Origin of the sequence: Rhizobium sp. AG207R (assembly GCF_027109195.1) — a bacterium.
GTDB classification, from domain to species: domain Bacteria; phylum Pseudomonadota; class Alphaproteobacteria; order Rhizobiales; family Rhizobiaceae; genus Rhizobium; species Rhizobium dioscoreae.
In genome coordinates, this window is sequence record NZ_JAEPVT010000003.1 from 276,479 (window position 1) to 288,902 (window position 12,424).

The window sequence follows — 12,424 nt, forward strand, 5'->3', positions numbered from 1 at the left end:
GACTAGCATGGCTGGTTGGGGAGCCGCCGAGGAAGAAGACAAAGGAAGGCAGTCGAGATCGGCAGCGGCCCCGGTAACCTTCGCCGGAACGGTCGGCCTGTTCACATCGGCCATGGCACCTTCGCGCAACACCGCCGCCCTGTTTCTCAGCCCCTGGGGCTTCGAGGAAATGTGCCTGCGCAAGTTCTGGCGGATTCTGGCCGAGGATCTTGCCGAGATCGGCGTCGCCAGTCTGCGCTTCGATTATGCCGGCACCGGCGATGCGCTCGATATCGTCGATGCGGGCGAAGGTCTGTCGCCGTGGCATGAAACCGCGCTGGCCGCCGCTACACAGTTGAAAGCGCTTTCCGGCTGTGAGCGGCTGATGCTCGTCAGCCAGGGTCTCGGCGGGACCATCGCCACTGCTCTCGCCGAGCGGCTTGCCGGCATCGACGGCATAGCCTTTCTCGCGCCCGTCATCTCTGGCCGCGCCTATCTGCGCGAACTGACCGTCTGGTCGAAGATGATCGATGAAAGCATGGGGCTTTCCGAAGCGCAGCGTCAGACCGAGGGCGTCACCGTCGCCAGCCTGCGCATGCCCGATAGCGCCGCCGATGCGGTCAGGAAGCTGAACCTCATGACGCTTGATCGACTGGCCACGCCGAATTGCTTGATACTGACACGCCCGGGCCGCCCGGGAGACGACGATTTCGCGCGTCATCTCGAAACGCTCGGCCCCCGGGTCACGCAGGCCTCCTTTGATGGTTACGACGATCTCGTCTCGAACCCGACCATCGCCACCATGCCGACGGCGGCCCGCCGGAAAATAGCCGAATGGGTGCGGTCGATCGCGGGCAACACCACTGAAATCGCATCGCCCGATCTTACGCCGCCGGTCGCGGAAGCTCTCATCGGCGAAGGCTTTCGCGAGACGCCGCTGCGTTTCGGCGCGGACAATCGACTGTTCGGCATTCTCTGCGAGCCGCAGGGTGCCCGAACGGGCGCGACCGCCCTGCTCCTGACGACAGCCTATGACCGACATGCGGGCTGGGGCCGGATGTCGGTCACCATGGCACGTGCGCTTGCCCAGGACGGCATTGCCTCGCTGCGTTTCGATACGGCCAATGTCGGCGACAGCCCGCCGCTTTCCGGGGCACCCGAGCAGGTGCTCTATTCCCGCGACCAGCATCTCGATGTTATTGAGGCATTGGACTTTCTGGAGAAGCGGGGCTTGCTGCCAGCCTATGTGGTAGGACGCTGCAGCGGCGGCTATCTCGCCTTTCAGGCAGCGTTACGCGATGTGCGCTGCCGCGGCCTCATCACGGTCAATCCCTACAGCTTCCATTGGGACGAGAGTCGATCGGTCGATGAAGCGCTGCGCTTCGCTCCCCGATCGCTCGAAACCTACGGGCGCAAACTCCTGCAGATGGAAACGCTGAAGCGGCTCTTCGGCGGCCAGATCGATGCAAGGAGCGCCATATGCAACATGGCGACCGGGCTCGGACGGCGGGCGATACGGACGGCTCGCCACCTGCTCGGTACGTTCCCCATCTTTGCTGCGGCTCAAGGACCTGTGCTGGGTGGTTTCCGAACGCTTACCAAACGCGGCGTCGACATGTCCCTGATCTACAGCGCCCATGATATCGGCCTCGATCACCTGCATGACGAGTTCGGCGAAAACGGCGCGGGCCTGAAGCATTTTCCGGATATACGCCTCACCATCATTCCCGAAGCCGACCACAATCTGACCCCGCCCTATGCGCGCAAGGTCTATCTGAGGGAGGTCCGTGAGATGGGCCTAAGGCTCGCCAACCGATGATCCACTGACTGGAAAACCGCCGGAATTGTTCGCCATATCCGACACTTGCTGTATAGTCGCTTCATGAGGCTCCTGATCGTCGAAGACAACCGCGAACTGGCGTCCTGGCTCGGCAAGGCGCTGCGTCAGGCGCAGTATGTCGTCGACATCGCTTATGATGGCGAGGATGCCGAGCACATGCTGAAAGTGGCGGCCTACGCCATTGTCATCCTCGATCTGTCGCTACCGAAAATGGACGGGCTGACGCTGCTCAAGCGGCTGCGCCAGAGCGGCAACAAGGTGCCGGTCATCATCCTGACGGCCAATGCCAGTCTCGACGGCCGGGTCGCCGGCCTCGACAGCGGCGCCGACGACTACCTCGCCAAGCCTTTCGAGATTGCCGAGCTGGAAGCCCGCATACGCGCGGCCGTCCGCCGCGGCCACGATCGCGCCGCGCCGGAGATCGCCGTCGGCGACTTGGTGTTCGATGGCGGCACGCGGCAATTCTATCTGGCCGGCGAATCGCTGGCGCTGACGCCGCGCGAACATGCAGTGCTCGAACATCTCGTCATGAAAGCCGGCACGACCGTCACCAAGGCGACGCTCTCGGAAAGCGTCTTCGGCTTCGACGATCTCGCCGATACCAGCGCCATCGAGATCTATGTGCATCGCGTCCGAAAGAAGCTCGAAGGCAGCTCCGTGCAGATCGCGACACTGCGCGGCTTGGGTTACCTCCTTCGCCATGCGCAATGATGAAGCCCCTGCGTCGAAGAGAATCGTCGGCCGCAGCCTTCGCGCGCTGACGACGAGCCTGCGCGCGCAGCTGTTTGCCTGGGTCGTATTGACCCTGATCGGCGCGATCTGCATCAACCTTTATCTAAGCTTCCGTTCGGCCGATGCGACGGCCGATCTTGTCACCGACCGCACGCTGCTCGCCTCGGCCCGCGTCATCGCGGAAGCGACGCATGTCGACGGCAGCGGCACCGTGCAGATCGATATTCCCCCGGCAGCGCTGGAAATGTTCGACACCGGCTATGGCGACCGCGTCTTCTATCAGGTGGTCACGGCGTGGGGGAACCTCATCGCCGGTTTTCCCGATCTGCCACGGCCGAAACGGGATTTTAGCGGCGAGGACATGACATTTCGGACCGATGGCGTCCGCGTACTCATGCTGAGCCACCCGGTTGTTGGCCTCGATCAGGACAGCACGATTTCCGTCACCGTTGCCGTTACCCATAACAGCCAGTATGCCATGCGCCGCAGGCTGTGGCTGTCGGATTTCACCAAACAGCTCGCGCTTGTCCTGCTTGCCGGGCTGGTGACCATCATCGGCTTGCAGCGCGGGCTTGCTCCCGTGCTTCGGCTGCGTGATGCCGTGCGCGAACGCGGACGGCAGCGCCTCGATCCGCTGGACCCTCACATGGTGCAGAATGAGCTTCGGCCGCTCGTCCACGCCCTCAACGACCACATGGAGCGGGTGCAGAACCAGATGGCGGCGCAGCGTCGCTTCGTCTCGAATGCCGCTCACCAGCTGCGGACACCGCTCGCCCTGATCTCGACGCAGGCAAGCTTTGCTGCCCGTGAAACCGACAATGTCAGGCGCGACGAGGCGCTGACGGCATTGCGGTCCAGCACCCGGCAGGTGACGCGGCTTGCCAGCCAGCTCCTGACGCTTTCACGCGCTGAGCCCGGCAGCCGCCGGCCACGAAGCGATACGATCGATCTGGCGGAAACGGCCCGGCGCGTGCTGGAAACGCTCGCCGAGGAAGCCCTGCGGCGCAATATCGACCTTGGGCTCGAGGCGGATGAAACGGCGGTCCATATCGAAGGCGACGGCACCATGCTGCGCGAAATGCTGGTCAATCTCGTCGACAATGCGCTGCGCTACACGCAGCCGGGCGGCCGCGTGACGGTCGGCGTCAGTCGGGAAGGCGATACGGCTCTGCTATGGGTCGAAGACAACGGGCCGGGCATCCCGGAAGCCGAACGCACGCAGGTTTTCGAACGCTTCTATCGCATCATGGGCACCGAACCGGAGGGCAGCGGCCTCGGCCTCGCCATCGTCCGCGAAGTCGTCGATGGCGCCGGCGGCTCGGTCACGCTTGGCGACGCATCCGGCGGCGGGCTGCTGGTCAGCGTGCGGCTGCCGGCTGTTTGAGGCACGAGGCCCGGTTGCCCACCACCCGCCCTTCGTGGTTCGAGATGGCCCTGCAGGCCTCCTCACCATGAGAGCTAACTTTCTGGGCAAGACTGCATGCTAAACTAGCTATACGATGCGGCGCGCACTCCATCCTCACCCTGAGGAGCGAAGCCTCGAAGGGCGAGGATGGCCCTGTCTTCTGACCAACAAAAAAGGCCGGGCGAAACGCCCGGCCCCTGGCCTTGGGAGGTGCCAGAAAAGCAACGCTTAATGCGTGTCGAGGCTCTGCTGCGGACGCCAGCGGGTGATGCGGTTTTCGATGAGCGTCATCACATATTCGGCGCCGAGCGTGACGATCATCACCAGGATGATCGCGGCATAGAGGCCGGCTGCGTCATAGGTGCCCTTGGCAATCGAGATCAGGTAGCCGATGCCGGCCAGCGATCCGACGAACTCACCGACGATGGCGCCGATGATGGCAAAGGAGAAGGAGATGTGCAGGCTTGCAAAAATCCAGCTCATCGCCGACGGCAAAATCACCTTGCGGGTGACCTGCCAGTTGGAAGCACCGAGAATGCGGGCATTCGCAATCATGTTGCGGTCGGCTTCGCGAACGCCCTGAAAGGCATTGGCGAACACGACGAAGAACACCATGATGAAGGCCAGCGCCACCTTCGACGCCAGGCCGAGACCCATGATCATCACGAAGATCGGCGCGAGAACGACGCGCGGGATCGAGTTGATCGCCTTGATGTAGATCGAGAGGATATCGGAAGCGAGCTTGTTGCGGCCAAGGGCGACGCCGACAAGGACGCCGGTCACAGAGCCGATGATAAAGCCGATCAGCGCTTCTTCCATGGTGACACCGAGGTGATACCAGAGCGAGCCGCTCTCGGTGCCGTCGACGATCCACTCCCAGAGGCGCAGCGCGATGCCATAGGGGCTAGAATAGAAGAACGGATCGATCCAGTGCAGGTCGGAGGCGAGCTGCCAGAGGCCGAGGATGGCAAGCAAAATGCCGATCTGCCATGCCTTGACGACATACTTGCGACGAGCGAGCGCCTTCAGTGCTGCGGCTTCGATTTCCGCGTCCGAGGTGCCGGCGCGGAAGATCGGGGCATTGCCTGCTTCGAGAGCTGTGTTTGCCATGATCAATCCTCCCTTATGCCGCTTCCGCGGCACGGCGATAGCTGGTTTCGACTTCTTCGCGCAGGTCGTCCCAGATCGTCTTGCAATAATCGATGAAGTTCTGCTCGTAACGGATTTCCGAGACGACGCGCGGGCGCGGCAGGTCGATCGTGTAGACCGATTTCACCGTCGCCGGCCCGGCCGTCAGGACATAGACCTTGTCGGCGAGCGCGACAGCCTCTTCGAGATCGTGTGTCACGAAGACGACCGAGGCCTGGCGCTCGGCCCAGAGCTTCAGCAGCTCCTCATGCATGACCGTGCGCGTCTGTACGTCAAGCGCCGAGAAAGGCTCGTCCATCAGCAGGATTTCCGGCTCATTGATGAAGGTCTGCGCCAGCGAGACGCGCTTGCGCATGCCGCCCGACAGCTGATGCGGATAGTGGTGCAGGAACTTTGAAAGGCCGACGCGGGCGAGCCAGTCCTTGGCCATCTTCTCAGCCTCGGCCTTCGACTTGCCGCGGAACAGCGGGCCGGCCATGACGTTTTCGATGACATTCTGCCAGGGAAAGAGCGCATCCGTCTGGAAGGCGAAACCGACGCGCCGGTCGATGCCGTCGACCGGGCCGCCCATCAGGCGGACTTCGCCCGCGCTCGGCTTGGCAAGGCCAGTGACGAGATTGAGCGTCGTCGACTTGCCGCAGCCCGTCGGCCCGACAACCGCGACGAATTCGCCGCGCTCGACGGTCATATTGAAATCGCGCAGTGCGGTCAGCGACTTGCCGGTCGGCGATACGAAACGGCGGCTGACATTGATGAGTTCGATCGCCGGGGTACGGCGTTCATCCTGTTGCATGGTGCTGATCCTGACGCGTGCCTTTAGGGCGTGCACGCAAAGCCCAGTGAACTGCGAAGTCTCTTAGACCGCCGCTTCCGGAAACTGCCGGAAGCGGCGTCATGACTGCTTACTTGACGTTCTTCACGAATTCCGTCGTGTAGGTCTTCGACAGGTCGATCGTCTTGCCCTTGACGTTCTTGGAGAACTGCGAGAGCACGGCGAGAACCGTCTTCGGACCATCTTCCGGCATCACGCCGTCGGCCGTAAACATTTCCTTGCCGGCGTCGAGAGCCTTGATGTAGCCTTCCTTGTCGCCGACGTAGAAGTCCTTCGGCATCTTCTCGGCAATTTCAGCGGCGGAATGCGAATGGATGAAGCGCAGCGTCTTGACGAAGGCGTTCGCAAGCTTCTGCACTTCTTCCTTATGGGCGTCGACCCATGCGGCATCCATATAGAGCGAAGCAGCCGGATAGGTACCGCCGAGCGCTTCCTCGGTACCCTTCAGCGTGCGCAGATCAACGAGGATCTTGGCTTCGCCGGTCTTCAGCAGGCGCGAGATCGTCGGCTCGGTGGTCATGCCCACCTGGATGGCATCCTGCTGCATGGCGGCGATGAAGGTCTGGCCGGCACCGACCGGAACCGGCGTGATGTCAGCCGGGGAGAGGCCCGCCTTCGACGCCATATAGAGCGTCAGGAAGTTGGTGGACGAGCCGAGGCCGGTGACGCCAGCACGCTTGCCCTTCAGGTCGGCGAAGGACTTGATATCCGGATATTTGGCCGAAACCAGCTCGACTTCGCCCGGTGCCTGGCTGAACTGCACGACGGACTTGATGAACTTGCCCTTGGCCTGCAGGTCGACACAGTGATCGTAGAAGCCGACGACGCCCTGAACGGCACCTGCCAGCAGCTGGTTTTCGGCGTCGACGCCGGCGGATTCGTTGAGAAGCTCGACCTCGAGGCCTTCATCCTTGAAGTAGCCGAGGGATTCGGCGAGCTTGGCCGGCAGATAGATCTGCTTTTCGTAGCCGCCCACCATGATGGAAATCTTGTCGGCAGCATTGGCGGCCGTGGCTGCAAGCGAAGCAGCAGTCATGACGAGGGAAAGGGCTACGGTATGAAAAAAGGTGCGCGATGGACGCATCAATGTCTCCTCCTGTTTTATTCTTGCGCCACACGACGCTCTGGAAAGGCGCTTCCTCCACGAAGCTCAGCGAGACTAGCGCGGGCAACCTTTCAGTCAGCTTTCAGTGCGCAACCCTGCGAGGGAACATTGTGATTTTATGAACGCGGATGCCGGCGGCTGGACTATACCGCCGGCGCCGGAAACGCTATCGCGCGCTATTTAGCGTTCTTGACGAACTCGGTCGTATAGGTCTTCGACAGATCGATCGACTTGCCCTGCACATTCTTCGAGAATTCGGAAAGTACAGCAAGAACGGTTTTCGGGCCATCTTCGGGCATCACACCATCGGCGGTGAACATGGCCTTGCCGTTTTCGAGCGCCTTCACATAGCCGTCCTTATCGCCGACATAGAAATCTTTCGGCATCTTGTCGGCGATCTCAGCGGCCGAATGGGTGTTGATGAAATGCAGCGTCTTGACGAAAGCGTTCGCAAGCTTCTGCACCTCCGCCTTGTGATCCTTGACCCACGACTCCTGCATATAGAGGGACGCGGCAGGATAGGTCCCACCCAGAGCGGCTCTTGTTCCGCCCATCGTGCGCATATCGATCAAAACCTTGGCCTCGCCGGTCTTCAAGAGACGCGAGACCGTCGGCTCGGTCGTCATGCCGGCCTGAATGGCATCCTGCTGCATGGCAGCGATGAAGGTCTGACCGGCACCGACCGGAACGGAGGTGAATTCGCCCAGCTTTAGGCCGGCCTTGATGGCCAGATACTGCGTCAGGAAATTGGTCGACGAACCGAGGCCGGTGACGCCCAGACTCTTGCCCTTGAAATCGGCGGCAGATTTGATTTCCGGATGCTTGGCCGACACCAGCTCGACTTCGCCCGGTGCCTGGCTGAACTGCACGACGGATTCGACGAATTTGCCCTTGCCCTGAAGGTCGATGCAATGATCGTAGAAGCCGACGACGCCCTGAACGGCGCCTGCCAGCATTTCGTTTTCCGCATCGACGCCTGCAGGCTCATTGAGAAGTTCGACGGTCAGCCCCTGTTCCTTGAAATAGCCAAGCCCTTCGGCAAGCTTGGCCGGCAGATAGATCTGCTTCTCATAGCCGCCCACCATGATGGAAATCTTGTCAGCGGCATTGGCCACAGTGGCAGCAAATCCGGCTGCAGCTATCGCAAGGGAAAAAATCGCGGAATATCTGAGAATGCTGGATGCACGCATGAAGTCCTCCTCTCCATTTGTGTACCGGCGCCGATTGATAACGGCACGGCACGCGCTTCCTCCTGAAGCGGAAAAGACATGCACGCCCAACCTTTCATTGAGCTGAAAGCAACTCGTCGCCCCATTTGGCAATTTACTTCAGGACGGCTGCGACTGTCGGCACCAGAACAATGTAAAAGCAGACAGCCGCACAACGGGAAGCGTCATTGCATCTTGGCATTTCTCGTATCGCGACTATTTTAGGTTCAGCGCTTTCGCTGAGAGGAACCATCGATGAGGATCATTGCCGCAGCCCTTATTCCGACGGTGATGGCGATAGCCGGGCCGGCATCGGCAATTTCCCGCTATGAGTCGCTCGGCAAGACTTGCGCATCGGTGCAGCAACTGATTGCCGCCGAACGCGCGGTGATATTGCGCTATCCATCGTCCCGTGGCGGCCCCGTTCTCTACGACCGCTATGTGGCTGGCCGCGGGCAATGCGACATCTCCGACTATGCCAGCCGCAGCTACGTCCCGACGAAAGATAACCCGGCCTGTCCTGTCTATAATTGCAAGCCGTCCTCGGTCTTCAATCCGCATTGACGCGAATCAGCTTTTCTGCGGTTTATGCGTGTACGGAGTCACAAAACGTAATATAAAAAGACTTTTAGTTGAGCTCCACCCACATTTAACGCACATTTCGCGGGCAGATAGAGCACGCGCCCTTTGTCGTTAAGGGCCAAAGTATGGTGTAATCCGCCAGCCCTATTTGAATAAGGAGATTGCGCAGTGAGTGCAAAAGTACCGAACCCGATCGACGCCTATGTAGGCTCTCGCGTCCGCACGCGCCGTCTTATGCTTGGCATGAGCCAGGAGCGGCTTGCCGAACAGATCGGCGTGACGTTTCAGCAGGTGCAAAAATACGAAAAAGGCACCAATCGCATCGGTGCCAGCCGACTGCAGGCCATTGCCGGCGTGCTCGCCGTACCGGTTGCCTTCTTCTTCCAGCAAGACAATTCGCAGCCGCTGAACACCGACGGCCTCGGCGCAATCAATGGGCTGGAGGATCTGTCGGATTTCCTGACGTCCAAAGAAGGCCTGAGCCTCAACAAGGCGTTCATGAAAATCAACGATCCAAGCATTCGCCAGTCCGTGCTGACATTGATCAAATCGCTGGCAAGTACTTCCGATGCGCTGCCGGACCACCTTCCGCGCGCAACGAACGCATCGGTCGGCTTGCGCAACTAAAGCATTTTGCGCAAAAGTGCGCAGCGGTTTTGCGAGGACGACATGCGCGAGATCAAGGCCCTTAAGCGCAAGGAGCGAATCCGAAGGATCGCGACTCTCTTTGGGTCCTGAACTCTCCCCGAAAATTCCAGTCCGTCTAGCCTGGCATCGGCGCGAAGCGGGCCGCCAAGATTGACATCCAGGCGGCACCAAAATCACGCTGATGGTGGAAGCATAGCGGATTTTGCGCGCAAATGGTCGACGCGAAGCGCCCTCCTACTCCTTGCATGCCGTATTTCACGCCTTGAAATTGCAAAAGCAAAATTTTGCAGCAATCACGCATCGTGTCACGCTGCATGTCACGCGCCAAGCTGCAAAACATCCGTTACGGTTTGCTCATGTTTCCGGCCAGACACGATTCGTCTGCCGGGAACGGGGGCAATAGAGGGTACGAAATGACAGCAGCACTTCCGATCGACGCAGCATACCAGGATCCCGACTCGCTCAAGGAACTGGCCTCAATCGCTCGGCTCATCACTTATGCACGGCAAAGCGCCAAAAACCTGAATGCGGAATTCCCGGTCTGGTGCCTGGACTTGGCGCTTGGGGCCGTGCTGCAGGAAATGTATGAAAATGGCTTGCCCAATCCCTTGTTCGAAGAGGGAACGGACACGGCAAACGTGGTGGCACACTGAATTAAAGTAATCCCGGCCTTTGCCGGATACGGAATGATGCCGGTATGGCTCAGCAGGCCATGTCGGCATTTTTCTTCGTGAACCAAGATCGTCGGGGACAGCCGACCAAAAGCATGTCGCGCAGAAGCCTGCAGCGGCTTTGCAACAATGACCTCCATAAAATCAAAACCCCACGAAAGAAGCGAATTCAAAAGATCGCGGCGCTTCAGCAGCCACCTTTGCGCGGCTGGACGCCAGCGGTAAAAATCCCGATGCAATGGCGCAAATGGCGCAACCGCGTTTCGCGATCCGGCCAATCCTTCGGACGACCCGGCCTCGAAATCATCGCATCGAAGATCATGCTCATAAGCATGCGCGCTCCGCTTGCCGCATCGGCAATTTCGATCAAGCCGCGCCGCTGCTGCTCGATAAGCCAATCCGCCAGCAACTGCTGTGATTGTCTGGCGCCATAAGTATGTAGCAGCCTGGCGATTTCCGGAGATTGCTGCGACTCACTGATGGCAAGTTGAATGAAGGCGTCCCGTTCGCGCTCCTGATCTTCATCGATGTCGATCATGAATATCAGTTCGAGCGCCTTGTCGAACGGCAAATTCTCGTCTGCAGGCCGCGGCAGGGCCAGCATCGATGCGCGATGCTCGGCGATGATGGCCGCGAAGAGATCGGTCTTGCTCGGAAACAACCTGTAGAGGGTCTGCTTCGAAATCCGGCACCGGGCAGCAACCAGATCCATGGTTGTGCCGCCGTAACCCAGCTCATAGAAGGTTGCGCGCGCCTCCGCGACGATCTCCGCGCGGCGCGCATCGTCGTTCACGGTTTTCGGCCGGCCGCGCGGGCGGCGCTTGGCAACCTGGTCGGCCTTGGCTGCTCGTTCCTTTGTCAGCACACCGTCTTGACCCCAACAGTCGAATACGATTGACATTTGAAGCAGTACAAATATTTTCTGTACGACTTGGTACTATAAATAAGGCAACAGGAAATAGCAACGTGCGAAAGCTCGCCCCTCCCACTTCTGTACCCGCATATCCGGTGATATCAGCCCGCCTTCCGGTTGGCCGCGGCTCGCTGACCGCCGTCGGAATTGTCGCCGCGATGTTGCTGGTGGGCTGCAACCAGCAGAATTCCGCCCAGAGCACTGCTCCCGCCGTCAAGACGGAAGTGAGCGCGATGTCGCTGCATCCGCAATCCGTTGCCATCACCGCCGAACTGCCTGGCCGCACCAGCGCCTACCTCGTCGCCGAAGTGCGGCCGCAGGTTGGCGGCATCATCCGCAGCCGCAACTTCAAGGAGGGCAGCGAGGTCCGGGAAGGCGATGTGCTCTATGAGATCGATCCGTCCTCTTATCAGGCATCGTATGACAGCGCCGCAGCCTCGTTGCAGAAGGCAGAGGGCGCCGTGCCCAGCGCCCAGGCCAAGCTCGACCGCTACAAGGGCCTGAGCGCCCAGAACGCGGTCAGCAAGCAGGATTTCGATGACGCGCAGTCCACGCTCGTCCAGGCACAGGCCGATGTCGCCTCTGCCAAGGCGGCGCTCGAGACCGCACGGATCAATCTCGATTATACCAAGATGAGAGCGCCGATCTCCGGCCGCGTCGATGCCTCCACCGTCACCGTCGGCGCGCTCGTCACTGCCGATCAGACCACGGCGCTGACCACCATTCGCCAGCTCGATCCAATCAATGTCGATGTCACGCAGTCGAGCACCAACCTGCTCGAATTCCGCCGCGCCGTCGCGGACGGCCGGCTGAAAACGAGCGGCGACAACGTTTCCGTGCATCTGACGCTTGAGGACGGCAGCCAATACAAGGAAAGCGGCAAACTGGAATTTGCCGAATCCTCCGTTGCGGAAACGGTCGGCACCATCACCGTGCGCGCCGTCTTCCCCAATCCGGATCGCATCCTGCTGCCGGGCATGTATGTGCGCGCCACCATTCAGGAAGGCATTGCCGAAAACAGCTTCCTCGTGCCGCAGCGTGCCGTGACCCGCAACACGAAGGGCGAGCCGATCGCCATGTTCGTGACCGCCGAGGGCAAGGTGCAGCAGCGGGTGTTGAAGGTGGAACGCAGCATCGGCAACAGCTGGCTTGTCAACCAGGGCGTTGCCGATGGCGATCGCGTGATCGTCGAAGGCGTCCAGCGTGTTCGCGACGGTCAGGAAGTCACCGTTTCTCCGGTAACGATTGACGATGCGACCGGCGAAGTGAAGCAGGCTGCCGCCGATAGCAAGCCGTCCGCGGAGCAGGCCGGCCTGGAAAAGACCGATATGAAAGCCGCCTCCGGCGTCCAGAAGTGAGG

13 protein-coding genes are annotated in these 12,424 nt (G+C 60.6%); 7 read left to right on the forward strand and 6 right to left on the reverse strand.

Annotated features, from left to right (window positions below; all coding sequences use genetic code 11):
- Positions 1-7 precede the first annotated feature (7 nt).
- The 3 genes from JJQ51_RS08870 to JJQ51_RS08880 all read left to right on the forward strand — a co-directional run bounded on the left by JJQ51_RS08870 (position 8) and on the right by JJQ51_RS08880 (position 3,935).
- Positions 8-1,798 (forward strand): alpha/beta fold hydrolase, encoded by a 1,791-nt coding sequence (locus tag JJQ51_RS08870; protein WP_152095763.1) that lies wholly within the window; start codon positions 8-10, stop codon positions 1,796-1,798.
- A gap of 63 nt (positions 1,799-1,861) precedes the next feature.
- Positions 1,862-2,530, forward strand: coding sequence for a response regulator (locus JJQ51_RS08875; RefSeq protein ID WP_095433066.1), 669 nt, complete (start codon positions 1,862-1,864; stop codon positions 2,528-2,530).
- The gene (locus JJQ51_RS08880) at positions 2,520-3,935 is read left to right on the forward strand and encodes a sensor histidine kinase (protein ID WP_113352961.1); all 1,416 of its coding nucleotides are present in this window, start codon (positions 2,520-2,522) and stop codon (positions 3,933-3,935) included. Before JJQ51_RS08875 ends, JJQ51_RS08880 begins: the two co-directional genes overlap by 11 nt.
- A 249-nt stretch (positions 3,936-4,184) precedes the next feature.
- Here the strand turns inward: JJQ51_RS08880 and JJQ51_RS08885 are convergent, their stop codons facing one another.
- The 4 genes from JJQ51_RS08885 to JJQ51_RS08900 form a co-directional block, all read right to left on the reverse strand.
- Positions 4,185-5,066: an ABC transporter permease gene (locus JJQ51_RS08885; protein ID WP_113352962.1), complete on the reverse strand. Its 882-nt coding sequence runs from the start codon at positions 5,064-5,066 to the stop codon at positions 4,185-4,187.
- A 13-nt stretch (positions 5,067-5,079) separates the two neighbouring features.
- The gene (locus JJQ51_RS08890; RefSeq protein WP_113249660.1) at positions 5,080-5,898 is read right to left on the reverse strand and encodes an ABC transporter ATP-binding protein; all 819 of its coding nucleotides are present in this window, start codon (positions 5,896-5,898) and stop codon (positions 5,080-5,082) included.
- A 109-nt stretch (positions 5,899-6,007) separates the two neighbouring features.
- A complete protein-coding gene (locus tag JJQ51_RS08895) occupies positions 6,008-7,021 on the reverse strand; it encodes an ABC transporter substrate-binding protein (protein WP_269244593.1) in 1,014 nt (337 codons plus the stop codon).
- Positions 7,022-7,218: 197 nt separating this feature from the next.
- Positions 7,219-8,232, reverse strand: a complete 1,014-nt coding sequence (locus JJQ51_RS08900) for an ABC transporter substrate-binding protein (protein WP_269244594.1) — start codon at positions 8,230-8,232, stop codon at positions 7,219-7,221.
- Positions 8,233-8,505: 273 nt separating this feature from the next.
- Here JJQ51_RS08900 and JJQ51_RS08905 point away from each other — a divergent pair, with 273 nt between their 5' ends.
- Together JJQ51_RS08905 and JJQ51_RS08910 are read left to right on the forward strand one after the other, a co-directional pair.
- On the forward strand, positions 8,506-8,814 hold the full coding sequence (locus JJQ51_RS08905; protein ID WP_113352964.1) for a hypothetical protein: 309 nt from the start codon (positions 8,506-8,508) through the stop codon (positions 8,812-8,814).
- 186 nt (positions 8,815-9,000) lie between these two features.
- Positions 9,001-9,459, forward strand: a complete 459-nt coding sequence (locus JJQ51_RS08910) for a helix-turn-helix domain-containing protein (RefSeq protein WP_113331585.1) — start codon at positions 9,001-9,003, stop codon at positions 9,457-9,459.
- A 136-nt stretch (positions 9,460-9,595) separates the two neighbouring features.
- Here JJQ51_RS08910 and JJQ51_RS08915 read toward each other — a convergent pair whose 3' ends face one another.
- The gene (locus tag JJQ51_RS08915; protein WP_162748826.1) at positions 9,596-9,796 is read right to left on the reverse strand and encodes a hypothetical protein; all 201 of its coding nucleotides are present in this window, start codon (positions 9,794-9,796) and stop codon (positions 9,596-9,598) included.
- Positions 9,797-9,893: 97 nt separating this feature from the next.
- Between JJQ51_RS08915 and JJQ51_RS08920 the strand changes: the two genes are divergently transcribed.
- A complete protein-coding gene (locus JJQ51_RS08920; RefSeq protein ID WP_092719326.1) occupies positions 9,894-10,133 on the forward strand; it encodes a hypothetical protein in 240 nt (79 codons plus the stop codon).
- A 205-nt stretch (positions 10,134-10,338) separates the two neighbouring features.
- Here JJQ51_RS08920 and JJQ51_RS08925 read toward each other — a convergent pair whose 3' ends face one another.
- Positions 10,339-11,016, reverse strand: coding sequence for a TetR/AcrR family transcriptional regulator (locus JJQ51_RS08925; RefSeq protein WP_233788632.1), 678 nt, complete (start codon positions 11,014-11,016; stop codon positions 10,339-10,341).
- 101 nt (positions 11,017-11,117) lie between these two features.
- On the opposite strand from JJQ51_RS08925, the gene JJQ51_RS08930 reads away from it, so the two are divergent.
- Complete coding sequence (locus JJQ51_RS08930) at positions 11,118-12,422, forward strand: efflux RND transporter periplasmic adaptor subunit (RefSeq protein WP_269244595.1); 1,305 nt, start codon at positions 11,118-11,120, stop codon at positions 12,420-12,422.
- The last annotated feature ends 2 nt before the right edge of the window (positions 12,423-12,424 follow it).